The organism is Streptomyces sp. CB02980, assembly GCF_014451325.2.
GTDB lineage: Bacteria > Actinomycetota > Actinomycetes > Streptomycetales > Streptomycetaceae > Streptomyces.
This window is the reverse complement of record NZ_JACSCH020000011.1, coordinates 1-26268: the sequence shown is the minus strand read 5'-3', so window position 1 is coordinate 26268 and position 26268 is coordinate 1. Positions and strand designations below refer to the sequence as shown.

The window sequence follows — 26268 nt, the reverse complement described above, 5'->3', positions numbered from 1 at the left end:
GGATCCCACCCCCGTGGGGATCCGACGCGCTACTTCTCGGGGGTCAGGCCCGTCGCCGCGAGGACCGCGTCCACCGTCTCCGCCACCGTGAGGTCCGCGTTGTCGATCCAGACGCCCTCGTCCGACAGCTCCGCGCGCATCGCCTCGTCCAGGAAGGCCCAGTTGGTCGTCAGGCGCTTGTCGCGGGCGTTGTTGCGTTCCCAGGCCTTGTCGGGGCCGGGGGCCAGGATCACCACATGGAGCGCGGCCGCCTTCGTCTGGGCGCGGTAGTAGTCCAGGTGGGAGCGGCGTACGACCACGTCGTCGAGGACCGGGAGGAAGCCGGCCGCGGCGAAGCTGCCGGCGAGGAGGCAGGCGTTGCGGGCGCGCAGCAGGATCTGGCGGTCCGCCTCGGGGTCGCCGTCCGGGCTCGGCCAGTGGCAGCCGCTCACGATGAGGGACTGGAGGTCGTCGACCTCGATGTGCGCCGCCCGGGCGAAGCGGGCCGCGAGGGCGGCCGCGACGGTGGACTTCCCGCTGCCGGGGATGCCGGCGAGCAGCACGGCCCCGGGAGCGGGTCCGAAAGCGTCGACGGTGATGTTCTCGAAGGTCATGCGGGCCTTTCCTCGCGGGTCGTACGCCGTTCCTCGCCGAGCGGGCGGCCGGTCGACGATACGGCCACGGGCTCCGGCGACGCCACGGGATTCCCGGCCCCGGTGGCCCGCCGGCCCGGCGCGAACGACGTCAGGGCCACTCCCCCGACGAGCAGCGCCGCCGCGCACCAGCGGGCCGGGCTCACTCCCTCGCCCAGGACGAGCGCCGCCGAGGACATCCCGAAGACGGGCACGAGGAGGGAGAAGGGTGCGACGGAGGAGGCCGGGTAGCGGCGGAGCAGCCAGCCCCAGGCGCCGAAGCCGAAGACGGTCGTGACCCAGGCGACGTAGACGATGACGCCGACGCCGGTCCAGTCGAGCCCGCGCAGGGCCGCGAGGTCGCGGTCCGGGCCCTCCAGGAGGAGGGAGAGACCGAGCAGCGGCAGGACGGGCACGACGCTGACCCACACCATGAAGTTGAGCGCGTCGGGCGGGGAGGCCTTGCGGGTCAGGACGTTGGAGACGCCCCAGCAGGCCGCGGCGGCGATCACCAGGGCGAATCCGGTGAGGGACCCGGCCCCGCCCTCGTCGGCCGCCGCCACGCCGATGCCCACCAGGGCGACCCCCATGCCCGCGAGCTTGAGGCGGCCGGGACGTTCGCCGAGGGCGGCGAAGGCGAAGAGGGCGGTGAAGACGGCCTGCACCTGGAGGACGAGGGAGGAGAGCCCGGCGGGGGCGCCGAGGTCCATGCCCGTGAAGAGGAGCCCGAACTTGGCGACGCCGAGGACGAGTCCCACCGCCAGGATCCACTTCCAGGCCACGGTGGGCCGGCCCACCAGGAAGACGGCGGGCAGGGCGGCGGCGAGGAAGCGGAGGGCGGAGAAGAGCAGCGGCGGGAAGTGGTCGAGGCCGATCTCGATGACGACGAAGTTGACTCCCCAGACGGCGGCGACCAGGGCGGCGAGGGCGAGGTGGGCAGGGCGCATGCGATCGAGCATGGTCGCCGCGACCGTGTAGCACCAGCACGGACTTCTTCATGGTGAGATGTAGCAACGCTTCATCCATGACGTACGAGGATGCGGCGACGCTTCGTCCAACCGTCCCGCGCATCGAAGAGGAGGAGGGCCCGTGCTGGATCTCGGCCGTCTGCGCGCCCTGCACGCCGTCGCCGTCCACGGCAGTGTCGGCGCCGCCGCCACCGCCCTCGGCTACACGCCGTCCGCGGTCTCCCAGCAGATCGCGAAGCTGGAGCGGGAGACCCGGACGACCCTGCTCGAACGCAGCGGCCGCGGCATCCGCCTCACCGACGACGCCCATCACCTCGCCGCCACCGCCCGCCGGTTGCTCGCCCTCGTGGAGGAGGCGGAGGTACGACTGGAGGAGCGGCGCGGCCGGCCCGCCGGCCGGCTCGACATCGGCTGCTTCGCGAGCGCGGCGCGCGGGCTGATGCCCCGGGTGCTCGCGGAGCTGGGCCGGGTCCATCCCGATGTCGACGCCCGGCTCTCGGAGGTGGACCCGCATGTGTCGATCGACCTGGTGGCGCGCGGGGTCATCGATCTGGCGGTGGCGCACGACTGGGACATCGCCCCGCTTCCCGTACCGCCGGGGGTCGAGCAGGCGGTGATCGGCGACGACCTGTGCGACATCCTCGTCCACCGGGGCCATCCGCTGGCCGCGCGGGACTCGGTGCGCCGGGAGGAGCTGGCGGCGGAGCGGTGGATCTCGCAGCCGCCGGGGACGGTCTGCCACGACTGGCTGACGCGGACGCTGCGGGAGACGGGTTTCGAGCCGCTGATCGTCCATCAGGCGGAGGAGAACCACACGCAGGTCGCCCTGGTCGCGGCCGGTCTGGGCATCGCGCTGGTGCCGCGGCTGGGACGCGGGGTCCTGCCGCCGGAGGTGGCGCCGGTGCGGCTGGACCCGATGCCGACCCGTCGCCTGCACGCCATGTGGCGGACCGGGGCGGCGCGGCGCCCGGCGATCCGGGAGACGGTCCGTACGCTCCAGGAGCTCTGGCCCGGGATCGCCGCCGTGGGCGATTCGTGCGCGGGTCCTTGACCTGGCAGTTACTTTCGGGCTATCCGTGACTCCTTGGAAGTTTCCTTCAGAGGCGGCTTCCGAGGATTTCGCGCATGGATCCCTTCAACCTCGCACGGCCGGAAGGAGCATCAGTGCACCACCGCGCCCCCGCCCCCTCCCGACGCACCCTCCTCACGGTGACCGCCGCCGCGGCAGCGGCCGCCGTCACCGGGGTCAGCACCCCCGCCCTCGCCGGGCAGGACCGGCACGACGACCGGAAGCTCCGGCGGATCATCGACCGCATGTCCCTTGAGGAGAAGGTCGGCCAGCTCTTCGTGATGCGGGTGTACGGCCACTCCGCCACCGCACCCGACCAGGCCGACATCGACGCCAACCTCGCGGAGATCGGTGTCCGTACGGTCGCCGAGCTGGTCGAGCGCTACCACGTGGGCGGCGTCATCTACTTCTCCTGGGCCCACAACACCCGTGACCCGCAGCAGATCGCCGCGCTCTCCAACGGCATCCAACAGGCGGCGCTCGCGCAGCCCACGCCGATCCCCGCGCTCATCTCCACCGATCAGGAACACGGCATCGTCTGCCGGGTGGGCGAGCCCGCCACCCTGGTGCCCGGCGCGATGGCCCTCGGCGCCGGCGGTTCGCTCGCGGACTCCCGTAAGGCGGCACAGATCGCGGGCGCGGAGCTGGCGGCCGTCGGCATCCGGCAGAACTACGCCCCGGTCGCGGACGTCAACGTCAACCCGGCCAACCCGGTCATCGGCGTCCGCTCCTTCGGCGCCGACCCCGCGGCGGTCGCCGGAATGGTCGCCGCGCAGGTCAAGGGCTACCAGCGGGCCGGGGTCGCGGCCACCTCCAAGCACTTCCCGGGGCACGGCGACACCGCCGTCGACAGCCACTACGGCCTGCCGACGATCACCCACACGCGGGCGCAGTGGAGTGCGCTTGACGCCCCGCCGTTCCGGTCCGCGATCGCCGCCGGGATCGACTCGATCATGACCGCGCACATCGTGGTCCCGGCGCTCGACCCGAGCGAGGACCCGGCGACGCTGTCCCGGCCGATCCTCACCGGCATCCTCCGCGAGGAGCTCGGCTACGACGGGGTGGTGGTCACCGACTCGCTCGGCATGGAGGGGGTGCGCACCAAGTACGGCGACGCGCGCGTCCCGGTCCTCGCCCTGAAGGCGGGTGTGGACCAGCTGCTCAACCCGCCGAAGCTGGACGTGGCCTGGAACGCGGTCCTGAAGGCCGTCAGGGACGGCGAACTGACGGAGGCCCGGCTCGACGAATCGATCCTGCGGATCCTGCGGCTCAAGTCGAAGCTCGGTCTGTTCCGGAACGCGTACGTCACCCGGGCCGGCGTCGAGCGGGTGGTCGGCACCGCCGCCCATCTCGCCCAGGCCGACCGGATCGCCGAGGCCACCACGACCCTGCTCCGCAACGAGGGCGGTTTCCTGCCGCTGAGCCCCGCCCGTCACGGCTCGGTCCTCGTCGTCGGCGCCGACCCGGCCTCCCCGTCCGGTACGACGGGCCCGCCGACGACGACGCTCGCGAACGCCCTGACGGAGCTGGGGTTCACCGCGACCGCGCTCTCCACCGGGATCACCCCGACGGCCGCGAAGATCGAGGAGGCGGTGGCGGCGGCCGCGGGCAGGGACGTCGTCGTGGTGGGCACGTACAACGTCACCGCGGCCAGCCCGCAGCGCACGCTCGTGGCGCGGCTCGTCGCGACCGGGGTGCCCGTCGTGACGATCGCGATCCGCAACCCGTACGACATCGCCCGGATCGACGGCCAGCGGGCGACGCTCGCCGCCTACTCCTGGACCGATGTCGAACTCCGGGCCGCCGCACGGGTCCTGGCGGGCAGGGCCAGGCCCAGGGGCCGCCTGCCGGTCCCGGTGCAGAGCGCCGACGACCCGGCGAAGGTGCTCTACCCGGTCGGACACGGCCTGTCGTACCGCTGACACGGCTGATGCGACGAAGGGGGTGGGGTGCGCCGCCGGGCGCACCCCACCCCCCTCGAAGCGGTTACGGCCGCAGGCCGTGCTCCTTCGTCGCGTCCTCGTCGACCTGCTGGTCGAGGCGCGCGTCGAAGCGGGCCAGCGGCTGCGCCGCCTGGACGGCCGGGGCGGGGACGCCGGCCCAGGCGAGGATGCGGGCGGTGGCGTTGTTCCGCTCGGCCTCGACGAGCCCGGCGACGTTCGCACCGTGGTTGGCGCCCGGCGCCACGTACACGTAGCTGTCGCGCGCGCTCTTGCCCAGGTGGAACTTCTCGGAGCCCCACGGGTCGTTGCCGCCGTACACGAACAGCATCTTGTTCGCGTTCTTGCGGACCCAGTCGTCCACGTCACGCATGGCGTGCTGCTTGAACTTCATGGGGATCTCGCGCGGCACGAAGTTGCTCGCGGGCTGGTAGCCGTAGCGGCTCAGGCCCTTGAGGTGCGGCTGCTTGATCGTGGGCGAGCCGAGCTCGGTCGCCGCCTGGTAGTAGTACGGCGTGTACGGCTCCAGGCCCTGGTCGGTGTAGGCGGCCCAGCCGGAGAAGGCGTCGATCGTGCCGTACACCTCGTCGTCGGTGGCGGTCTTCGCGACCGGGATCTGGTCGCAGACGTCCTCGCCGTAGTACTGCCAGAAGCCCCACACGAAGTCGAGGACGACGGCCTCGAAGGCCTTGTCGAGCGTGCCGACCGTGTTGAAGGTGACGCCCTCCGACTCGGCCCACGCCTTGTACTTGGCCTCGAGCGGCGCGCGGCGGACGAGGGCCTCGCGCTGCAGGTTGTTCAGACGGTCGCGGCACTCCTTGGTGCCGACGGTCTCGAAGAACCGGTCGTAGGCCGAGTCCTCCTTGTTGACCACGTCGTTCGGGGCGACGTAGGCGACGACACCGTCCATGTCACGCGGGTAGAAGCGCTCGAAGTAGGTGGCGGTCATGCCGCCCTTGGAGGCGCCGGTCGAGAGCCACTTCTGGCCGTAGATCTTCTTCAGCGCGGTGAAGATCCGGTGCTGGTCGCTGGCCGCCTGCCAGATGTCGAGCTTCGACCAGTCGGCGGGCTGCGGGCGGGACGGCGTGAAGAAGCGGTACTCCATGGAGACCTGGTTGCCGTCGATGATCCGCGTCGGCTCGGCGCGGCTCGGGGTGGTGCTCAGCGAGTAGCCGCTGGTGCGGAAGACGGTCGGGCGGCTCGTGTCCTTGTGGAGGACGGAGATCCGCTGGTCGAACGTGCCGGCCCACGGGCGCCGGTGGTCGATCGGCTGCTTGTAGTTCAGGACGAAGAAGCGGTAGCCCGCGTACGGCTTCTCCTCGATCAGGCTCATCCCGGGGATCGCCAGGATGCGGTCCTTGATGTCCGTGCTCTGCGAGTCGACGACGGCCGTGCTGCCCGTGTCCGTGTCCGCGGCGGTAGCCACGCCGGTCGGTGCCACGGTGCCTATGAGCACCGAAAGCGACAGCGCCCATCTCAGCGACTTGCGCATTCACCCTCCCCTTGGTTCACAACGGTGTCGCGAACCTAGCGGGGGCAACGTGTGGACCGCCAGCCCCAGTTGATCCTTACTCTTGGACTTTCCTGTACATCAGCACAGGATCCAGCCGATCGACGTGCCTTCTCCGGCCACCGAACCGCTCGCCCGGACGCAGCGGTTGAGGGCGTGGACGGTGACGGGCCCGGCCTGCCGGTCGAACCGTCCGGCCCGGACGGCGGGCCGGCCGCCGCGCGGCTGGAGGGAGACGGCCATCGGGCGGCGGGCGCCGGGGCGCTTGGCGACGGTGACGGCGCAGGCGTAGTGGCGGGTCCGGTAGAGGCGGAGCTCGCCGGTGGCGAAGGTGAGGGTCCGGGTGGGCCGGCCCTGGCAGACGGAGACGGCCTCGGCGGTGTCGGCGGCGGCGCCGGGGACGAGGGTGGCCGGGGTCAGGACGAGGACGAGGGCGGCGAGGAGCGGCGCGAGGACTCGGGCGAGCAGCCGTGGGCCACGTCGTGGGTGCTGCGGGTCCGTGGGCATGCGTTCCCCTCCCGAGTGGATCGGCGTACAGGCGTACGACGCAGCCCGCCCCGGAACGGTTGCCTCCGCCCTGGGCGCCCGCTGCGAGAACGCGGTGAGGAGGAAGATCAGGAAGATGCCCTCGGCGCCGAGCCGGGTCCAGAACGCCGCCCGGCGGACCTCGGGGCCGGGACGGGCGAGGCGGCGCGGGGGCGGGGCTCGGGGCTCATGCCCCCGTCCCACCCCGCCCGTCCGTGCTCCGGTATCCGCCCGGGTACTCACCTGCCGGGCGGGCGGGTGCTCACACCCGCTCCGGCTCCTCCTCGTCCACGGTCTCGCCGATGAACGTCCGCCACAGCGTCGCGTATTGGCCGTCGAGGGCGAGCAGCTCCTCGTGGGTGCCGTCCTCCGCGACCCGGCCGTGGTCCATGAGGACCACCCGGTCGGCGCGGGCGGCGGTGGTCAGCCGGTGGGCGACTACCAGGGTCGTGCGGCGGCCGGCGAGGCGGTCGGTGGCCTGGTTGACCTGGGCCTCGGTGGCCAGGTCCAGGGCCGCCGTGGCCTCGTCGAGGAGCAGGACGTCCGGGTCGACGAGCTCGGCCCGGGCGAGGGCGATGAGCTGGCGCTGACCGGCCGAGAGGTTGCGGCCCCGCTCGGCGACCTCGTGGAGGTAGCCGCCGTCGAGGGTCGCGATCATGTCGTGGGCGCCGACCGCGCGGGCCGCCGCCTCCACCTCGGCGTCGGTCGCCTCGGGACGGCCGTACGCGATGGCGTCGCGGATCGTCCCGGCGAAGAGGTACGCCTCCTGCGGGACGACGCCGAGCCGGTGCCGGTACGCGGTGAGGTCGAGGTCGCGCAGGTCGGTGCCGTCGGCGGTGACCCGGCCGCCCGTCGGGTCGTAGAACCGGGCGACCAGCTTGACCAGGGTGGACTTGCCCGCGCCGGTCTCGCCGACGAACGCGACGGTCTGACCGGCCGGGATGCGCAGGTCGATGCCCGTGAGGGCGGTCTCGTCCTTCGGGGCGCCGTCCTCGCCGCCGTACGCGAAGGAGACGTCCTCGAACGCGATCTCGCCGCGCAGCGACAGCACGTCCAGGGGCGCGGGCGCGGCGGCCGTCGACGTCGGCTCCTGGAGGAGCTCCTGCATCCGCTTCAGCGACACGGCGGCCTGCTGATAGCCGTCGAAGACCTGTGAGAGCTGCTGCACGGGGGCGAAGAACAGGTCGATGTAGAGGAGGTAGGCGACGAGGGCGCCGGTGGTGAGCGTGCCGCCGTCGATGCGGTTCGCACCGACGATCATGACGGCCGCGGCGGCCACCGAGGACAGCAGGGTGACGAACGGGAAGTAGATGGAGATCAGCCACTGGCCGCGGACGCGCGCCTCGCGGTAGTGGTCGCTGCGCTCGGCGAACCGGGCCGCGCCGGACTGCTCGCGGCGGAAGGCCTGCACGATCCGGAGGCCGGAGACGGACTCCTGGAGGTCGGCGTTGACGACGCTGATCCGCTCGCGCGCCAGCTCGTACGCCTTCACGCTGGAGCGGCGGAAGTAGTACGTGGCGACGGCGAGGACCGGCAGGGTCGCGAAGACGACCAGGGCGAGCTGGAGGTCCAGCACGAGCAGCGCGACCATGATCCCGAAGAAGGTCACGACGGAGACGAAGGCGGTGACCAGGCCCGTCTGCAGGAACGTCGACAGGGCGTCCACGTCCGTGGTCATCCGGGTCATGATCCGGCCGGTGAGCTCGCGCTCGTAGTAGTCGAGACCGAGCCGCTGGAGCTGGGCGAAGATCTTCAGGCGCAGCGCGTAGAGGACCCGCTCGCCGGTACGGCCGGTCATCCGGGTCTCCGCGGTCTGTGCGACCCACTGCACGAGCACGGTGACCAGGGCGAGCGCGGAGGCCGCCCAGACGGCGCCGATCGCGAGCCGGTTCACGCCCTCGTCGATGCCGTGCCGGATCAGGACCGGGAGCAGCAGACCGGCGCCCGCGTCGAGGGCGACCAGGCCGAGGCTGATGAGCAGCGGGGCGCCGAAGCCGCGGAGCAGCCGGCGCAGACCGTAGCTGTCCTCGGGCGAGACGGCGCGGCCCTCGTCGATGCCGGGGATGTCGGTGGCGGGCGGCAGCGCCTCGACGGCGGCGAGCAGCTCGGGGGTGGCCCCGGGCGCGTCGCTCTCCCGGTCGGTGGTCTCGTCCCGTACCCACAGGGTGGGGGTGAGGCCGCGCTCGGCGTCGAACTCGGCGTCCAGTTCGGCCCGCAGGGTGCGGTCCTCGGGGAGCTCGGCCGGGGTGAGGTGGCCGGGCGAGACGGCGCCCAGCTCGTCGGGGTCGGTGAGCAGGCGGCGGAAGAGCGGCGAGCGCTCCTCCAGCTCGGCGTGGGTGCCGATGTCGGCGAGCCGGCCGTCCTCCAGGACGGCGATGCGGTCGGCGAGGCCGAGGGTGGAGCGGCGGTGCGCGATGAGCAGGGTCGTACGGCCCGCCATCACCGACTTCAGGGCCTCGTGGATCTCGTGCTCGACCTTGGCGTCGACGGCGGAGGTGGCGTCGTCGAGGAGGAGCAGCCGGGGGTCGGTGAGGATCGCGCGGGCGAGGGCGACGCGCTGGCGCTGGCCGCCGGAGAGGGTGAGGCCGTGCTCGCCGACCTTGGTGTCGTACCCCTCGGGCAGCTCGGCGATGAAACGGTCCGCCTGGGCGGCGCGGGCGGCCGCCTCGATCTGCTCCTGGGTGGCCTCCGGGAGGCCGTACGCGATGTTGGCGCGGACGGTGTCGGAGAAGAGGAAGGAGTCCTCGGGGACGAGGCCGATCGCGGCGCGCAGCGAGTCCAGGGTGAGCTCGCGGACGTCGTGGCCGCCGACGAGGACGGCGCCGTGGGTGACGTCGTAGAAGCGCGGGAGGAGGAGGGAGACGGTGGACTTGCCGGAACCGGAGGCGCCGACGACGGCGACGGTCTCGCCGGCGCGGATCTCCAGCGAGAACCCGTCGAGGACGGGGCTGGTCCTGCCGTGGGCGTCCTCGTATCCGAACGAGACGTCGTCGAACTCGACGGTGGCGGGCGCGTCGGCGGGCAGCTCCTTGGTCCCGTCCTCGATGGCCGGCTCGGTGTCGACGAGGTCGAGGACCCGCTCGACGCCGGCGCGGGCCTGCTGGCCGACGGTGAGGACCATGGCGAGCATGCGGACCGGGCCGACGAGGGAGGCCAGGTAGGCGGAGAAGGCGACGAAGGTGCCGAGGGTGATCTGGCCGCGGTAGGCGAGCCAGCCGCCGAGGGCGAGGACGGCGACCTGGCCGAGGGCGGGGACGGCCTGGAGGGCCGGGGTGTACCGCGAGTTCAGCCGGATCGTCCGCAGCCGGCCGGCGAACAGCTTCCGCCCGGCCTCGCGGATCTTGCCGGTCTCCTGGTCCTCCTGGCCGAAGCCCTTGACGACCCGGACGCCGGTCACGGCCCCGTCGACGACCCCGGCGACGACCGCGGCCTGCTGCTGCGCGTGCCAGGTGGCGGGGTGGAGGCGGGTACGGCTGCGCTTGGCGATGAACCAGAGGGCGGGGGCGACGGCGAGGGCGACGAGGGTGAGCGGCAGGGACAGCCAGGCCATGACGCCCAGCGAGATGAGGAAGAGGAGAACGTTCCCGATCGTCATCGGAAGCATGAACAGCAGACCCTGGATCAGCTGGAGGTCGCTGGTGGCCCGCCCGATCACCTGCCCGGTCGACAGCTCGTCCTGCCGCCGCCCGTCGAGCCGGGTGATGGTGGCGTACATGTCGGTGCGCAGGTCGTGCTGGACGTCGAGGGCGAGGCGGCCGCCGTAGTAGCGGCGGACGTAGGTGAGGGCGTAGACGAGGACGGCGGCGCCGATGAGGAGGCCGGTCCAGACGGAGAGGTCCCGGGTCTTCGCCCCGATGACGTCGTCGATGATCACCTTGGTGACCAGCGGCACGAGGGCGAGCACGGCCATACCGGCCAGCGAGGACCCGAGCGCGAGCAACGTGTTCGCCTTGTACCGCCACGCGTACCCGGCGAGCCTTCGCGCCCAGCCCTGCTGTTGTTCCCCGACCGCCGCCACGAGTGGCCTCCCGTTCGTCCTGCTCTACCGGAAGCCCCAACACGGGTGGGCTGCGATTTCATCCCGCCGCAACAAACCGGGGAGAAGGTCCGGTCTCTGGTCCTAGGACCTCACGGACGGCCCCGGCGCGCGAGGGGGCCTCGGGATGGGTATGGGGACAGGGAGTGCGGGGTGGTCTCGCAGGGTGCCCGGGGAGAAGGGGTCGTACGTGACGCGGATCGAGGACGGCAGGCCGTACGCGTGGGGGCAGCTGTACGCGGCGTTGCTCGCGTTGCGGGGGCTCGCGGTGGCCGGGAGGGTCGACCCCGCCCCCGAGGCGGAGCTGGAGCGGACGGCCGGCAAGCCGCGCAGCGTCTTCGAGGAGTGTCTGCGGGCGGTCGGGGTCCAGGTGTTCGCCGCCCGGCAGAAGGGCGGAACCGTGGCGGAGGCGGCCGCCGTGGTCTTCGCCGACGCGGGAAGGCTGATACGGCCGGAGCGGATGTCCCGCGAGGGACTCACCCCCCGGGAGGCGAAGGAGTTCCGGCAGGGGTACGAGGCGCGGCTCGCCGAGTACCGGAAGGCGTGGGAGGGACTCGTCGGGTGAGCCCCGGTGGCCCGGCCCTTCCGGGTCCGGGCCACCGGCTCGGCACCGTCAGAGGTGCGTCGGCTCGAACATGCGGAGGAGGGCCGGGAGGACGACCACCGACGGGCCCGGGGTCGCGAGGGACTTCGCGAGGTCCGCCGTCAGGGATTCCGGGGTCGTCAGGGTCGCCGGGACGCCGAAGGACTCCGAAAGGGCCACGAAGTCCGGGCGGGACAGCTCCGTGCCCGTGGCCTCGCCGAACGCGCCCGTCATGTACTCGCGCAGGATGCCGTAGCCGCCGTCGTCCACGATCAGCCACGTCACGTCGAGGCCGTACTGCTTCGCCGTCGCCAGCTCCGCGATCGAGTACATCGCGCCGCCGTCGCCGGACACCGCGAGCACCGGCCGGCTCGGGTCCGCCGCCGCCGCGCCGAGCGCCGCCGGGAAGCCGTAGCCGAGGCCGCCTGCGCCCTGCGCGGAGTGCATCGTGTTCGGGTGCTTCGCGTCGAAGGCCGACCACGCCCAGTACGCCAGGATCGTCATGTCCCAGAAGCTCGGGGACCGCTCCGGGAGCGCCTCCCGTACCGCCGCGACGATGCGCTGCTCCAGGCCCAGGTCCTGCGCCGCGATCCGGTCCCGGACCTTCGTCAGGACGGCCGAGACCCGCTCGGGAGCGGTGGCGTCCCGGCGCTCCGGCACCGTCTCCAGGAGTGCCTGGAGCGCGAGCCGGGCGTCCGCGTGGATGCCGAGCGCCGCGTGGTTGGACTCCAGCTTCCCGGCGTCCGCCTCGATCTGGATCACCCGGCCGCGCGGCGCGAACGTGTGGTAGTTCGAGGACAGCTCCCCGAGCCCCGAGCCGACGACGAGCAGGACGTCCGCGTCCTCCAGGAAGTCGGTGGTGTGCCGGTCCTCCAGCCAGGACTGCAGCGACAGCGGGTGCTCCCAGGGGAACGCGCCCTTGCCGCCGAAGGTCGTCACCACGGGGACGTCGAGCCGCTCCGCGAGCGCGAGCAGCTTGCCCGAGGCGTCGGAGCGGACGACCCCGCCGCCCGCGATGATCGCCGGGCGCTCGGCGTTCGCCAGGAGGTACGCGGCGACCGCCGTCAGCTCCGGGCGCGGGGCGATGTCCTCGGGCGTCGCGTCCATCGCCGTCACGACCGGCAGGGTGGTCTCCGCGAGGAGCACGTCCTGCGGGATCTCCACCCAGACCGGCCCGTGCGGGGCGGTGAGCGCCGACTCCCAGGCCGCGGCGATGGCCGACGGGATCTGGGACTGCGTACGGACCGTGTGGACCGACTTCACGATGTCCCGGAAGGACGCCTGCTGGTCGCGCAGCTCGTGCAGGTAGCCGTGCCGGCCGCCACCGAGGCCGGCCACCGGGATCTGGCTGCCGATCGCGAGGACGGGCGCGGAGGCGGCAGCCGCCTCCTGGAGCGCGGCGAGCGACATGAGCGCGCCGGGGCCGGTGGAGAGCAGCAGCGGGGCCGCCTCGCCGGTGATCCGGCCGTACGCGTCGGCGGCGAAGCCCGCGTTGTTCTCGACACGGAGGCCGACGTACCGGAGGGCGGAGCGGCGCAGGGCGTCGAACATGCCGAGCGCGTGCTGGCCCGGGAGGCCGAAGACGGTGGTGGCGCCGAGGCCGGTGAGGGTCTCGACGACGAGGTCACCGCCGTTCCGCCCTGCGGGCGGGTTGAGCGCGGCGGTCGTCTGCGCGGCGGTCGGGCGGAGTACCAGGTCGTGGTCGTGGGTCATCAGGTCCCTCGGGGCGTGGCTCGGTCGGTCGGGTGCGGCCCGGTGGTCGGGTTGTGCCCACCCTCCCCCAGAGCTTCGCCTGGGGGTGCCCCCAGCCCTGCGGAACGATTGCCCACAACCAGGCCCGATGGCCAGGCGCGGCGCGCGCCGCGCCTGGCGGGGGCGACTACTTCGCGGCGCGGCTCTCGGCGATCTGGCGGGACATGATCGTCGTCAGTTCGTACGCGGTGTGGGAGGCGGCGACCGCGGTGATCTCGGCGTGGTCGTAGGCCGGGGCGACCTCGACGACGTCCGCCGACACCAGGTTGCAGGAGGAGAGGCCGCGGAGGATCTCCAGGAGCTCGCGGGAGGTCATGCCGCCCGCCTCCGGGGTGCCGGTGCCCGGCGCGTGGGCCGGGTCGAGGCAGTCGATGTCGATGGAGATGTACAGCGGGCGGTCGCCGATGCGCTGGCGCAGCTGGTCGGCCACCTCGTCGGCGCCGCGGCGGTAGATGTCCGCCGAGGTGACGATGCCGAAGCCCATCTTCTCGTCGTCGGTGAGGTCCTGCTTGCCGTACAGCGGGCCGCGCGTGCCGACGTGGGAGAGCGCCTCGGTGTCGAGGATGCCCTCCTCGACGGCGCGGCGGAACGGGGTGCCGTGGGTGTACTCGGCGCCGAAGTACGTGTCCCAGGTGTCGAGGTGCGCGTCGAAGTGGAGCAGGGCGACGGGGCCGTGCTTCTTGGCGACGGAGCGGAGCAGCGGAAGCGCGATGGTGTGGTCGCCGCCGAGGGTCATCATGCGGGCGCCGGAGTTCAGCAGGTCGTCCGCCGCGGCCTCGATCGTCTCGACGGCCTCGTTGATGTTGAACGGGTTGGCGGCGATGTCACCGGCGTCCGCGACCTGGGCGAGGGCGAACGGGGAGGCGTCCTGCGCCGGGTTGTACGGGCGGAGCAGGCGGGAGGCCTCGCGGATGGCGTTGCCGCCGAAGCGGGCGCCGGGGCGGTAGGAGACGCCGCTGTCGAAGGGGACGCCGACCACGGCGATGTCGGCGGTGCCGACCTCGTCGAGCCGCGGCAGCCGGGCGAACGTCGCGGGACCGGCGTACCGCGGGATGCGGGACGAGTCGATCGGGCCGCGCGGGGTGTTCTGGTCGCTGCTGCTCATGGTCGGGTCCTCCTGGGATGTATCGGTGGGGGTCCGGTCGGGGCCTCGGGTCTCGGGGCCCCGTCCGGGAGTCTCGGTGCGGTCAGCCGGTCGCGGGGGCCGGAACGGTCTCCGGCGTCGGGTCGGCCTCGGGGGTCTCCCGGCCCGCGAGGCGGGCGCGCCAGTGCGCGAGCACGGCGGCGTCCGTCGGACGGGTCGACAGGGAAACGATCACATATGCGGCGAGCGAGGCCAACAAACCATAGTAAACAGGCTCATTTGCCAAGATTCCGTAAGTCCACATCAGGCCAATGACAGCCAGGCCGCCGACGGTGACCGCGGCGAGCGCGCCCTGGACCGTGCCGCGGCGCCAGAGCAGTCCGCCGAGGATCGGCACGAGGAGCCCGCCGACCAGCAGGTTGTAGGCGACGGTGAGGGCCTGGACGACGTCGTTGAGGGCGATGGCGATGAGGATGACGGCGATGCCCATGATCAGGATGAAGACGCGGTTGCCCTTCACCTCGTCGTGGTCGTCCTTGTCCACCGACACGGTTCCGCGCAGCCGCGACCAGATGTCGTTGTTGGCGACGGTGGCGCAGGCGATCAGCGCGCCGGAGGAGGTCGACATGACGGCGGCGAGCGCGGCGGCGAGGACCAGGCCCCGGACGCCCATCGGCAGCTCGTCCTTGACGATGGTGGCGAAGGCGTCGTCGGCGCTCGGCAGGTTCGGGTAGAGCACCTTCGCCGCCGTACCGATGACGGCTCCGGCCAGGGCGTACACGAGACAGTAGGTGCCGGCGACGGTGCCGCCCCACTTGGCGACCTTGTCGGTGCGGGCGGTGAAGACCCGCTGCCAGATGTCCTGGCCGATGAGCATGCCGAAGGTGTAGATCAGCACGTACGTGAAGATCGTCTCGCCGCCGATGCCGAGGGGCTCGAAGTACGAGGTGGGCAGCGCGGCCTTCATCTCGGCGAAGCCGCCCGCCTTGACGACGGCGATCGGCAGCAGCAGGAGCAGCACGCCGATGGTCTTCACCACGAACTGCACCATGTCGGTGATGGTGATGGACCACATGCCGCCGAGCGTCGAATAGGCGACGACGATGGTGCCGCCGAGGACGATCGCGAGGGTCCGGGGCAGGTCGAAGAGGACGTCGAAGATGGTGGCGTACGCGATGGTCGAGGTGACCGCGAGCATCAGCGTGTACGCCCACATGACGACGCCCGAGATGACGCCGGCCCGGCCGCCGTAGCGCAGGTCGAGCATCTCGGAGACGGTGTAGACCTTCAGCCGGGCGATCCGGGCGGAGAAGAACACGCTCAGCGCGAGCAGGCCGAGGCCGATGGCGAAGACCATCCAGGCGCCCGAGAGGCCGTACTTGTAGCCGAGGCCCACGCCACCGATGGTGGAGGCACCGCCGAGGACGATGGCGGCCATCGTGCCGGAGTACATCCAGGGACCGAGGCGGCGCCCGGCGACCAGGAACTCGCTCTTGGACTTGGCACGGCGCATGCCCCACCAGCCCATCGCGAGCATGCCGGCCAGGTACAGGGCGATCACTGTGTAGTCGACGGCCATGGGGCCTCCTTCGTTCACCTCGGTGGCGTGTCGTGCAGGGGAGTGACCGGAAGCTGATCGCGGGGACATCCGCCCGTACCCGCGGCCTCTGGATGCCATGACAGTAGGTGGCCGGAAAGCGACGATGAAGTGTACGTTTCCTCCACTGACCGGGCGGGGGGTGTACGAAGGGCCCATGACCATGACCTCCGCCGAGCCCGCCGCCACCCCTCCCGCGCCGCCGGTCTCGCTGGCCGCGCTGCTCGCCCGGCGGGACCTCGGGCTGCGGCTGCTCGCCGGTCCCGAGGACGTCTCGATCCACTGGGTGCACACCTCGGAGATGGCCGACCCGTATCCGTACCTACTCGGCGGTGAGCTGCTCATGACGGCAGGCGTGCTGCTCGCCGACCCGGCGCACTACGTGGAGCGGGTGGTGGAGGCGGGGGCGGCGGCGCTCGCCTTCGGCGTGACGCCGGTGTACGACACGGTCCCCGCGGAGCTCGTCGAGGCCTGCGCCCGGCACGGTCTGCCGCTGGTCGAGGTGCCGCCGAGGACCCCGTTCACGGCGGTGGCGCGGGCGCTGTGGCGGCTGATGGCGGAGGCCAGGCTGCACGAGCTCCGCCGGGTGACGGAGGCGCAGCAGTCCCTGGCGGCGGCCGCGGCCCGGCCGGCCCCGGTCCCGGCGGTGCTCGGCGCGCTCGCCTCACGACTCGGGGGACGGGCGGTGCTCTTCGGGGCGGACGGTACGGAGTCGGTGGCGGCCGGCCGTGAGGTGCCGGAGGAGGTGACCCGGGCGCTGCGGGACCTCGCGGGCGTCCTCGGCCCGCGCCCGGGCGGCCCGGCCTCGGCGAGCGGGGACGGCGGCGGGCTCCGGCTCGCCGCGTACGCGCTCGGCGGCGGGGACGGGCTGACGCTCGGGGTGGCGACGGAGCGGCGCGGCCCCGGGGACCACACGATCGCGGGGGTCGCGGTCGTCCTGCTGTCCCTGCTGACGGCCCCGCACCGGGGCGCGGACGCGACCGTACGGGACGGGGCCCTGGTCCGGCTCCTGCTCGGCACGGCCCCGGCGGAGATCGCGGGCGCACTGGGCCCGGGCCCGTGGACTGTGGTCCACGCCTCGGGCGGCGACGGCACCCCGTTCGCGGCGGCGGGCCTGGCGGCGGCCCTGGGCACACCGCTGCTGGACACGGGCGGTACGGCTCCGGGGGCGGCGGGCTCGGGAGGTACGGCTCCAGGGGCCGGGGGCTCGGGCGGCACGGCAGCAGGGGCCGCCGGCTCGGGAGGTACGGCTCCAGGCGCGGCCCGCTCAAGCGGCACGGCCCCGGGGGCTGCGGGCTCGGGCGGTACCGCTGCAGGGGCCGCGCTCGGAGCCGTACGCCTGCTCCTGCCCGCCCCCTCCCCCGTCACCGCTCAGTCCGGCTGGACGCTCGGGGTGAGCGCCCCGGTGGAGGTGGGCGAGCTCGCGGCGGCCGACGCGCAGGCGGCGCGAGCCCTGCGGCGGGCGGAGGCGACCGGGGCGGATCTGGTGCGGCACCGCCCGGGCGGGATCGCCGCCCTGGTGGACCCGGACGAGGCCACCGCCCACGCGCGCGCCCTCCTCGCCCCGCTGAGCGAACCCCTCGCCGAGACCCTGCGCGTCTGGCTCTCGCTGCACGGCGGCTGGGACCGGACGGCCGCCGCGATGGACATCCACCGCAACACCGTCCGCCAGCGGATCACCCGCTGCGCCGCCCTCCTGGACCGGGACCTGGACGACCCGGACGTGCGCATGGAGCTGTGGTTCGCGCTCAAGTCCCTCTGAGGGGAGGGGCCGAGGACTCCACCGGAATCCGCCCCGGTGTCGCGGCGGCCGGTTCGGGCGTCGCCCCAGTTGCGTGATCAGGCGTTCGGGACGCCGAGGACTCGGGACGCGGAGGACTCGGCACGCCACCCCCGTCGGCGTGCTCGAGTCCTCCGCTCTGCGACTCACCGAGGAGCCGCTCGTGCTGCTCGGCCGGGTCAGTGAACGCCCGCGGCCTGGGCGGCAGCCAGCTCCTCGACCCGGCTGCGGTACGCCTCCGCCAGGCCGCCGCCGTTGGAGGCGGGAGTCCCCTCGGCACCGGTCCCGAGGGACTCCAGGACCGCGTCGGCGCGGGCCTGACGGTCCGCCAGTGCGCCTGCGGTGTGCGGGTACAGCAGGTCGAGACCGCGCTTGTCGCCGTCCGACAGGTTCTGCCCGTCACTGGCCGGCGCGCAGCTGCTGGGGGTGGACTTGTAGAAGAACTCCGGGAACCGGTACAGCATCACGGACCTCGTGTCGAAGGGTCCGAGAACGAGATCCGGGTCGTTCACGGTGCGCAGGTTGTGGTCCACCTTCGCGCGCGGCCACCGGTTCGGCGCACCCGCGAGGAACGTGTAGATGCCGGGTTGCCGACCCTGGGCGTCCGCCACGAAGGCACCGGTCGGGTCCTGCGTGAGGATGTAGTCGGCCGGGTCCTCCCACCGGAACTCGCCCTCGCAGGTGCCGCGCATGTTCTGGTGGGAGTGGTGGAATCCCAGTGCGTGCAGGAACTCGTGCCGCACGGTGCCCTTCCAGTCGACGGGCCTGTTCGACACGAACCGCCCGAGGTTCAGGCTGCGCTGGTTGGGGTTGCCGCCGACCGGGCCGCCTCCCGCGCCGATGGTGCGGTCCGTGCTGTCGGTGCCCACCAGGGAGAAGAAGCCCGACTGGTCGAAGCTGACCCGGATCTCGGCGGCGTAGTCGGTGTCGGCCGTGGTCCATCGCCGGAACGTTCCGGCCCCGTTCTGCCCGAAGTCGAGTGTCAGGTTGCAGGCGTCGGTGATCTGCTTCGTCGCTCCCGCGATGTCCGCGTGCAACTGGTCGTTCCCGTCGAGGAACGCGACCCGCACCGTCTTGCCCAGTGGCCATCTCCCGAGGTCGGTGAAGATGAACTCCAGGCCGTCGTGGGCCAATGCGCGCCTCCAGCGATCCCGTACCTCGATCTCGGCGACGACCTCATCAGGGAGGGATTCGAGTTCCATGACGCATCCTTTCGCATCACATTCGAAACGGTCCCCCCGGCCGACAGCGGCCTGACGACGGATGGGCAGCTCGGCTCGACACGAGCATGCCTACGTCGGAATCTCACCTCCCAGTATCGCCCGAATGGAGGTATTCTGCGACTTGACTGTCACTCTGAGTAGTTCAATATCTGCCGTGATGACGCTGCGTCAGGACCAGAGCTTGTTGACGGCGGTCTTCGTCGTCGCCTTGAACGCCGTCAGCGGCGCGTCCTTCAGGTCGCCCATCTGACCCCACCGGACGAACGTGACGGTCCGGCCGTCACGGCCCACCGAGAAGAGGTGGATGTCGGTGTTGCCGACCTGCGGGTCGGCGGTGTCCAGGCTGTAGACCCAGGCGCCCTCCTCGACGGCGAGCTTGCCGTGGGAGGCGCTGACGGCGTGCAGGCCCGGGTTCTGCCGCTCAAGGAGGGGCCCGCAGCCGGCGAGGGCCTTGCGGAGGGTGTCGACCAGCTTCACGGCATCGGCCTCGGTGCGGGCGACGGTGGTGATCTGGACGCCGTTGGTGTCGAGCTCGGTGCTGAACTCGCGGTAGCGGGTGTTCTGCGCCGGGATCTTGTACGGGGCGCAGAGGGCGCCGCCGTTCTCCGGGACACCGGCGAAGACCTGGGTGGCGGTCCACGGCGTCGACGACGGCGGCATCTGGGACGCGGCGAGGAAGGCGGGCTGGGCGGCGGCCTGCGCCGGGCCCGTGGCGAGGGCCGCGAGGCCCAGGGCGGCAGCGGCGGTGGTGGCGAGTGCGGTACGGAGCTTGTTCATGGTGGTGGATCCCCCGTCGGGTCGTTCGGTCAGTGCTCAACCAGCGTCGGGCCGGCGCCCGCCGCCTGCAACGGTGACGCGCCCGCCATCCGTCCCGGAACCATTCCACCCCCGCTGACGTGCAAGGACGTGAAGGGTGGGACGCAGGGTCGAGGGGGATGGAATGCCGAAGGACGCCGCCGTCGAGGAGTTCGCGCGGCTCGTGCGCGCACTGAAGGCGCGGGACGGGAGGAGTTACGAGGCGCTGGGCCGGCGCCTGAGCGTCAGCGCGTCCACCCTCCACCGCTACTGCTCCGGCGCGACCGTCCCGGAGGAGTTCGCCGTGGTCGACCGCCTCGCCCTGCTGTGCGGGGCGGACGAGGAGGAGCGGCGGGCCCTGGAGGTGGCCTGGACCCGCGCGGACGGCGCCCGCCGCCCTCCGGCACCGGAACCCGGCGCGGAGCCGGCGCCCGAGCCCGACCCGGCGCCCGCTCCGGCCCCGGAGGCGGCGCCCGAGCCCGAGTCGGAACCCGTGCACGCGCGCGTGCCGGGCCTCCCGCCCGAGCGGCGGAGGCACCGCTGGGGGTGGGTGGGCGTGGTCTGCGGGGCGCTGGCGGTCGTGGGGACGGTGACGCTCGGAGCCGTACTCCTGCCCGGGAAGACCCGGGAGCGGGCCGCCGAACCACCGGCGCCGCTGACGTGGACGGTCGCCTCGGACCTCTGGAAGAACGGATGCGGGCACACCTACCTCGTGGAGCGGACGCCCCCTCCCCCGCCGGAGTCGGCCGACGCGCGGAGCTGGGCGGCGGCGCAGGGGGCCGTGGACGGCGGGGAGACGCTGGTGCGGGTGTCGGTGCAGGGGAAGAGCGCGGCGGCGGTGGTGCTCCAGGCGCTGCACGTGCGGGTGGTGGAGCGGGGCGCGCCGCTGCCGTGGGCGGCGTACCGGATGGACGACGGGTGCGGCGGGGCGGTGACGCCGCGCCGTTTCGAGGTGGACCTGGACCGGCCGCGGCCCGTGGCGCGGGCGCTGGACGGGTACGACGCCTCCGGGCAGGAGGGCCGGACGCTCCCGGCGGTCTCCTTCCCGTACGCGGTCAGCGCCGCCGAGCCGGAGGAGCTGCTGGTCTCGGCCGGGGCGGCGGGGTGCGACTGCCGCTGGTACCTGGAGCTGGAGTGGAGCTCGGAGGGGCGCCGGGGCACGGTCCGGATCGGGGACGAGGACGGCCTGCCCTTTCGGACGAGCGGGGCGAAGGGGCGGCCCGCGTACGCGTACGACTCCGTGGGGCGGGCCTGGATCACAGGCGAGAAGTCTGGACAGGGCGAGTGACCGCTGGGTAACTTCGTTGACGACAGACTGAGCAAGCGCTTAGACAACTGGGCACCGGAGGAGTCGCATCGTGCGCCGTACCGTATTCAACGAGGACCACGAGGCGTTCCGGGAGACCATCCGCGCCTTCATCGAGGCCGAGGTCGTCCCGGTCTACGACGAGTGGTTCGCGGCCGGCCAGGCGCCGCGCGAGTTCTACGACAAGCTCGGCGAGCTGGGCATCTTCGGCATCAACGTGCCCGAGGAGTTCGGCGGCGCGGGCCTGGACACCCACAAGTTCGAGGCCGTCCTCTACGAGGAGACCTCGCGCGCGGGTGTGCAGTTCGGCGGTTCCGGTGTCCACGTGCTGCTCGCCCTGCCGTACATCAAGATGCTCGCCACCGGCGACCAGAAGAAGCGCTACCTGCCGAAGTTCGTCACCGGCGAGGAGATGTGGGCCCTCGCGATGACCGAGCCGGGCACCGGCTCCGACGTCGCGGGCATGAAGACCACCGCCAAGCTCTCCGAGGACGGCACGCACTACGTCCTCAACGGCTCCAAGACCTTCATCACCGGTGGCGTCCACGCCGACCGGGTGATCGTCTGCGCCCGTACGTCCGCCCCGACGGCCGAGGACCGCCGCCACGGCATCTCCCTCTTCGCCGTGGACACCAAGTCCGAGGGCTACTCCATCGGCCGCAAGCTGGACAAGCTCGGCCTGCGCACCTCCGACACCGCCGAGCTCGCCTTCGTCGACGTCAAGGTGCCCGTCGAGGACCTCCTCGGCGAGGAGAACAAGGGCTTCCACTACCTCGGCCACAACCTGGCCTCCGAGCGCTGGGGCATCGCCTTCGGTGCGTACGCGCAGGCCAAGGCCGCCGTGCGCTTCGCCAAGGAGTACGTGCAGGACCGCACCGTCTTCGGCAAGCCGGTCGCGCACTTCCAGAACACCAAGTTCGAGCTGGCCGCCTGCCAGGCCGAGGTCGACGCCGCCGAGGCCGTGGCCGACCGCGCCCTGGAGGCCCTGGACGCGGGCGAGCTGTCCCCGGCCGAGGCCGCGAGCGCCAAGCTCTTCTGCACCGAGGTCGCGCACCGCGTCATCGACCGCTGCCTCCAGCTGCACGGCGGCTACGGCTACATGAACGAGTACCCGATCGCGCGCCTGTACGCCGACAACCGCGTCAACCGCATCTACGGCGGCACCAGCGAGATCATGAAGTCGATCATCGCCAAGTCGATGGGCCTCTAGGTCCAGGTGCCCGACGCACACAACGCCCTGGATGCCCTGCTCGATCTGCTCGACCTGGAGCGGATCGAGCGGGACATCTTCCGGGGTGAGTCCCGCTCCGCGCTCGTCCCCCGCGTCTTCGGCGGCCAGGTGGCCGCCCAGGCCCTGGTGGCGGCCGGCAGGACCGTACCCGCAGACCGCCTGGCGCACTCGCTCCACGCGTACTTCCTGCGGCCCGGGGACCCGGGCGCGCCGATCGTGTACACCGTCGACCGGATCCGCGACGGACGCTCCTTCACCACCCGCCGGGTCGTCGCCGTCCAGCACGGGCAGCCGATCTTCCACCTCTCGGCGTCCTTCCAGACGTACGAGGAGGGGCTCGACCACCAGGCGGACATGCCGGCCGCGCCGGACCCGGAGTCGCTCCCCACACCGGCCGAGATGCTGCCCCGTCACCTCCCCCGCGAGGTCGCGGACCGGCTGATCGAGGCCAGGGCGGCCGTCGACCTCCGCTATGCCGAGGTCCCCCCGTGGGGCTCGGTCGGGGAGCCGCGCGAGCCGCGCTCGCAGGTCTGGTTCCGCACCAACGGCAAGCTGGCCGACGACCCTCTCCTCCACGTCGTCCTCGCCACGTACGTCTCCGACATGACGCTGCTCGACTCCGTCCTGCTCGCGCACGGGCGGGGCGGCTGGGCCGTCGGGGACGTCGTCGGGGCGTCCCTGGACCACGCGATGTGGTTCCACCGCCCCTTCCGGGCCGACGAATGGCTGCTGTACGACCAGGAGTCGCCGACCGCGTCCGGCGGGCGCGGCCTGGGCCAGGCCCGGATCTACACACAGGACGGCAGGCTCGCGATCTCGGTCATCCAGGAGGGTGTCGTTCGCGTGCCGCGCTGATGATCGGACATAGCGTCCGATGTCATGGCAGAACAGTCGGAGAACGGTGAGAGCACGTTCACGGTGATCGTGGCGGCGGTGGCGAATCTGGGGATCGCCGCCGCCAAGGCCGTCGCCGGTGTCATCAGCGGATCCAGCGCGATGCTGTCGGAGGCCGCCCACTCGGTCGCCGACACCGTCACCGAGGTCATGCTGCTCACCGCGCTGAAGCGGAGCGAGAAGCCGGCGGACGAGGACCACCCGGTGGGCTACGCGGGCGAACGGTACGTCTGGGCGATGCTCGCGGCCGTGGCGACCTTCGTGGGCGGCGCGGTCTTCTCGATCTACGACGGCATCCACACCCTCACCCACGGCGAGGAGCTGGGCGACCCGCTGGTCTCGTACATCGTGCTGGGCGTCGCCTTCGTCCTGGAGGGCTACTCGCTCCGGACCGGCGTCAGGCAGATGCGGGCCGAGGCGGATCGGGCCCGGACCCCCTTCGCCCGCTACCTCCGCCTCACCCCCGACACCACGGTGAAGGCGGTGGTGATGGAGGACTCGGCGGCCCTGGCCGGCCTGATGCTGGCGGCGGGCGGGCTCCTCGGCGGCCAGATCACCGGCTCCGGCGTCTGGGACGGCGTCGCGTCGATCCTCATCGGCGCGCTGCTCGTGTACGTGGCCTGGGTCCTGGGCCGCTCCAACGCCGAACTCCTCATCGGCCGGCCGCTGCCGAAGCACGTACGGGCCGAGGTCCGCGAGGAGCTGCTCTCCGTGCCGCACGTGGTGGACGTCCTCGACCTGACGACGCTCATCCAAGGGCCCGGGGAGGTACTGATCGCGGCGAAGGTCGACTTCCGGGACGTGTCATCGGCGGAACAGGTGGAGTGGGCGTGCGAGGACGCGGAGTCGCAGCTCCGGGAACGCTTCCCCCAAATCCGCCGCGTCTACCTGGACCCCACCCCAGCCCTGACCCAACACCGCCCCCACCCCTGAGAACTCACGGACCCCACACGCCGTGCGCCACCCCGCCCACACCACCTCTGCGCAAGCACACGCCGCGCCCCACCCCACCGCCGTGTGGGCAATCGTCCCGCTGGGCGGGACGGGTGGGCACACGGGACGGCGCCCTCGGCGGCGCCTCCGCCCCTTGTGCCTGGACCCGCACCCGACTGTGCGCCGCACCTGTGGTGCGGGTTCAGGCGCGGAAGCCTAGGCCCGGCAAAGGGGCGCCGCAGGGACGGGGCGCGTGCCCCGGAACAGCAGGGGTGGGGGCACCGCGGCGCGCGGTCAGGTCGTCAGAGGAGGCCGGCCGCGTTCAGGGTGTACGTCGTCATCGGTTCGTAGAAGCGCGGGTCCAGGACGTGGTCGTCCAGCGGGATCGTGACCTGCATCGTGCCCTCGGCCTCGCCGATGAAGAGGGCGGGGTCGTTGCAGTCCGCGTACCCCACCGAGTCGATCCCCCGCTGCCCCGCCCGCCCGGCCCACCCGTGGTCCGCGATCACCAGATCGGGCCGTCCGTCCTCGCCGAGCGCGTCGAGGATCGCGTTCATCGGCTCCGGGGAGTGGGTGTGCCAGAGGCTCGCACCCCGCTCGAAGACCGCGACGTCGGCGAACTGCACGACGTACCCCTCGTCGGCGACGAGCCCCCCGGGGATCTTCACGATGTCGCAGCCCTGGGCGCGCAGCCCGGCCGCGACCCGGCTGTGCACGTCGATCAGCGCGCCGGGGTGGCCGGTCGCGAAGAGGACCCGCTCCTTGCCGGCGGCGGCCTTGCGGAGCCGGGCGGCCATCCGCTCCAGGCCGTCCACGGTGAGCTCGGGGTCGATGGTGTCCTGGCCGGCCCGGTGGGCCGGGTCGTCGATGACTCCGCAGCGCTCGGCCATCACGGCGAGCACGTCCTGCTCGTCGGTCCAGCGGTCGCCGAGCTCCAGGCCGAGCCAGTAGTGCCGGTCGCCGTTGGCGAGCTTGCGGTAGTGGGAGAGGTTGTTGTCGCGCGGAGTGGCGACGTCTCCCGCGATCCGGGTGCGGACGAGGTGCTCGACAAGGGCAGGGCGGCTGAGTATCGGCATGGGGCTCATTCTGGACGACGGCCCGCCGTTGTGGACAATCGTTCCGTCCCGTGGACCCGCCGGGCCCCAGGGGGTGTCCGACCCTGATCCGCCGGACAGACCCTAGCCCTGGAGCGCCCCGAAGGCCCCGTGGGCCAGGCGCCGGAGAAGGTCCTCCATCGACCGGCGACCCACCGCGTCGAGGTGCGGCGTCGAGTTGAGCAGGCCGAACACCGCGTGGACCGCCGTCCGCGACTCCGACTCCCCCGCGTCCGGGTACAGCTCCCGCACCACCGTCACCCACAGCTCGACGTACTGCCGCTGGAGCTGCCGTACCCGCTTGCGGTCCTCGTCCTTGAGGCGGTCCAGCTCGCGGTCGTGGAGGATGATCAGCGGCCGGTCGTCGAGGGCGAAGTCGATGTGGCCGTCGATGAGGGCGCCGAGCAGGGCCTCGGGGTCGCCGGTGGTCTCGCCGACCCGCAGCCGGCCGCCGTCGAGGAGGCGCTCGCTGATGCCGACGAGGAGCTCGGCGAGCATCGCGTCCTTGCCGGGGAAGTGGCGGTAGAGGCCGGGGCCGCTGATGCCGACGGCGGCTCCTATCTCGTCCACGCCCACGCCGTGGAAGCCGCGCTCGGCGAAGAGGCGGGCGGCCTCCTTGAGGATCTGCTGGCGCCGCGTCGGGGCGTCGGTCCTGCCGGTGGCGGTCCGGATCGTGGCGGGGGTCGTGGTCATGGATTCGATTCTAGACAACCCGGTTAGCGGTCGTTAACCTGAACGGCATACGTTAACGCTCATTAACCGAGCAAGGGAGCTCGAGGGATGCAGCAGGCACCTGTGCTGGCGAGTGCGGCGGATCCCGCCTCGCCGGCCTGGCAGGCGAACGAGGCGGCGCACCACGAGCTGGCGGCCGTCCTGCGCGCCAAGCTCGCGGCGGCGGCGCTGGGCGGCGGTGAGAGGTCCCGGGCCCGGCACACCGCGCGCGGGAAACTGTTGCCGAGGGACCGGGTCGACACCCTCCTCGACCCCGGCTCCCCCTTCCTGGAGCTGGCGCCGCTCGCGGCGAACGGGATGTACGGCGATGCGGCGCCGGCGGCCGGGGTGATCGCGGGTGTCGGCCGGGTCTCGGGTCGTGAGTGTGTGATCGTCGCCAACGATGCGACGGTCAAGGGCGGTACGTACTACCCGATGACGGTGAAGAAGCATCTGCGGGCGCAGGAGGTGGCGCTGGAGAACCGTCTCCCGTGTCTTTATCTGGTCGATTCGGGTGGTGCGTTCCTGCCGATGCAGGACGAGGTGTTTCCCGACCGGGAGCACTTCGGCCGGATCTTCTACAACCAGGCCCGGATGTCCGGCGCGGGCATCCCGCAGATCGCGGC

At 72.5% G+C, this 26268-nt stretch carries 21 protein-coding genes; 9 read left to right on the top strand and 12 right to left on the bottom strand.

Annotation, left to right across the window (positions count from 1 at the left end; all coding sequences use genetic code 11):
- Nucleotides 1-29 precede the first annotated feature (29 nt).
- Together E0F75_RS22750 and E0F75_RS22745 are read right to left on the bottom strand one after the other, a co-directional pair.
- Complete coding sequence (locus E0F75_RS22750) at nt 30-593, bottom strand: AAA family ATPase (RefSeq protein WP_187624413.1); 564 nt, start codon at nt 591-593, stop codon at nt 30-32.
- Nucleotides 590-1558, bottom strand: a complete 969-nt coding sequence (locus E0F75_RS22745) for an EamA family transporter (RefSeq protein WP_187624412.1) — start codon at nt 1556-1558, stop codon at nt 590-592. Before E0F75_RS22745 ends, E0F75_RS22750 begins: the two co-directional genes overlap by 4 nt.
- 142 nt (nt 1559-1700) lie before the next feature.
- Here E0F75_RS22745 and E0F75_RS22740 point away from each other — a divergent pair, with 142 nt between their 5' ends.
- Nucleotides 1701-2630, top strand: coding sequence for a LysR family transcriptional regulator (locus tag E0F75_RS22740; protein WP_187624411.1), 930 nt, complete (start codon nt 1701-1703; stop codon nt 2628-2630).
- A gap of 113 nt (nt 2631-2743) precedes the next feature.
- Nucleotides 2744-4570, top strand: a complete 1827-nt coding sequence (locus tag E0F75_RS22735; RefSeq protein ID WP_187624623.1) for a glycoside hydrolase family 3 protein — start codon at nt 2744-2746, stop codon at nt 4568-4570.
- Between the two features lie 64 nt (nt 4571-4634).
- On the opposite strand, the gene E0F75_RS22730 is transcribed toward E0F75_RS22735, so the two are convergent.
- The 3 genes from E0F75_RS22730 to E0F75_RS22720 all read right to left on the bottom strand — a co-directional run bounded on the left by E0F75_RS22730 (nt 4635) and on the right by E0F75_RS22720 (nt 10641).
- Nucleotides 4635-6080 carry a S28 family serine protease gene (locus E0F75_RS22730; protein ID WP_187624410.1) on the bottom strand — a complete coding sequence of 482 codons (1446 nt, stop codon included), beginning with the start codon at nt 6078-6080 and terminating at the stop codon, nt 4635-4637.
- 99 nt (nt 6081-6179) lie between these two features.
- Complete coding sequence (locus tag E0F75_RS22725) at nt 6180-6605, bottom strand: hypothetical protein (RefSeq protein WP_187624622.1); 426 nt, start codon at nt 6603-6605, stop codon at nt 6180-6182.
- 280 nt (nt 6606-6885) lie between these two features.
- On the bottom strand, nt 6886-10641 hold the full coding sequence (locus E0F75_RS22720) for an ABC transporter ATP-binding protein (RefSeq protein ID WP_187624409.1): 3756 nt from the start codon (nt 10639-10641) through the stop codon (nt 6886-6888).
- Between the two features lie 208 nt (nt 10642-10849).
- Between E0F75_RS22720 and E0F75_RS22715 the strand changes: the two genes are divergently transcribed.
- Nucleotides 10850-11224, top strand: coding sequence for a hypothetical protein (locus E0F75_RS22715; protein ID WP_187624408.1), 375 nt, complete (start codon nt 10850-10852; stop codon nt 11222-11224).
- Between the two features lie 48 nt (nt 11225-11272).
- Here the strand turns inward: E0F75_RS22715 and E0F75_RS22710 are convergent, their stop codons facing one another.
- From E0F75_RS22710 to E0F75_RS22700, 3 genes are all read right to left on the bottom strand, one after another.
- Nucleotides 11273-12955 carry a thiamine pyrophosphate-binding protein gene (locus tag E0F75_RS22710; RefSeq protein ID WP_187624407.1) on the bottom strand — a complete coding sequence of 561 codons (1683 nt, stop codon included), beginning with the start codon at nt 12953-12955 and terminating at the stop codon, nt 11273-11275.
- Nucleotides 12956-13121: 166 nt separating this feature from the next.
- Nucleotides 13122-14099 carry an agmatinase gene (gene speB / locus E0F75_RS22705; protein ID WP_030325085.1) on the bottom strand — a complete coding sequence of 326 codons (978 nt, stop codon included), beginning with the start codon at nt 14097-14099 and terminating at the stop codon, nt 13122-13124.
- Nucleotides 14100-14181: 82 nt separating this feature from the next.
- Complete coding sequence (locus E0F75_RS22700) at nt 14182-15657, bottom strand: sodium:solute symporter (RefSeq protein WP_187624406.1); 1476 nt, start codon at nt 15655-15657, stop codon at nt 14182-14184.
- A 181-nt stretch (nt 15658-15838) separates the two neighbouring features.
- Here E0F75_RS22700 and E0F75_RS22695 point away from each other — a divergent pair, with 181 nt between their 5' ends.
- On the top strand, nt 15839-17437 hold the full coding sequence (locus E0F75_RS22695) for a PucR family transcriptional regulator (protein WP_374115428.1): 1599 nt from the start codon (nt 15839-15841) through the stop codon (nt 17435-17437).
- 197 nt (nt 17438-17634) lie between these two features.
- On the opposite strand, the gene E0F75_RS22690 is transcribed toward E0F75_RS22695, so the two are convergent.
- Nucleotides 17635-18657, bottom strand: a complete 1023-nt coding sequence (locus E0F75_RS22690; RefSeq protein WP_187624404.1) for a hypothetical protein — start codon at nt 18655-18657, stop codon at nt 17635-17637.
- 189 nt (nt 18658-18846) lie between these two features.
- Entirely contained in the window at nt 18847-19455 is a 609-nt protein-coding gene (locus E0F75_RS22685) for a hypothetical protein (RefSeq protein ID WP_187624403.1), read from the bottom strand.
- A 163-nt stretch (nt 19456-19618) separates the two neighbouring features.
- Here E0F75_RS22685 and E0F75_RS22680 point away from each other — a divergent pair, with 163 nt between their 5' ends.
- From E0F75_RS22680 to E0F75_RS22665, 4 genes are all read left to right on the top strand, one after another.
- Nucleotides 19619-20761: a helix-turn-helix transcriptional regulator gene (locus E0F75_RS22680; protein ID WP_187624402.1), complete on the top strand. Its 1143-nt coding sequence runs from the start codon at nt 19619-19621 to the stop codon at nt 20759-20761.
- A gap of 70 nt (nt 20762-20831) precedes the next feature.
- Nucleotides 20832-21989 carry an acyl-CoA dehydrogenase family protein gene (locus E0F75_RS22675; protein ID WP_187624401.1) on the top strand — a complete coding sequence of 386 codons (1158 nt, stop codon included), beginning with the start codon at nt 20832-20834 and terminating at the stop codon, nt 21987-21989.
- A gap of 6 nt (nt 21990-21995) precedes the next feature.
- Nucleotides 21996-22865, top strand: a complete 870-nt coding sequence (locus E0F75_RS22670; RefSeq protein ID WP_187624400.1) for an acyl-CoA thioesterase II — start codon at nt 21996-21998, stop codon at nt 22863-22865.
- Nucleotides 22866-22889: 24 nt separating this feature from the next.
- A complete protein-coding gene (locus tag E0F75_RS22665) occupies nt 22890-23837 on the top strand; it encodes a cation diffusion facilitator family transporter (protein WP_187624399.1) in 948 nt (315 codons plus the stop codon).
- Between the two features lie 302 nt (nt 23838-24139).
- Here E0F75_RS22665 and E0F75_RS22660 read toward each other — a convergent pair whose 3' ends face one another.
- Complete coding sequence (locus E0F75_RS22660) at nt 24140-24913, bottom strand: phosphatase (RefSeq protein WP_187624398.1); 774 nt, start codon at nt 24911-24913, stop codon at nt 24140-24142.
- Between the two features lie 102 nt (nt 24914-25015).
- On the bottom strand, nt 25016-25624 hold the full coding sequence (locus E0F75_RS22655) for a TetR/AcrR family transcriptional regulator (protein ID WP_187624397.1): 609 nt from the start codon (nt 25622-25624) through the stop codon (nt 25016-25018).
- 87 nt (nt 25625-25711) lie between these two features.
- Here E0F75_RS22655 and E0F75_RS22650 point away from each other — a divergent pair.
- Nucleotides 25712-26268: carboxyl transferase domain-containing protein (locus tag E0F75_RS22650; RefSeq protein ID WP_308189596.1), on the top strand; the 557-nt coding region annotated here is incomplete at its 3' end.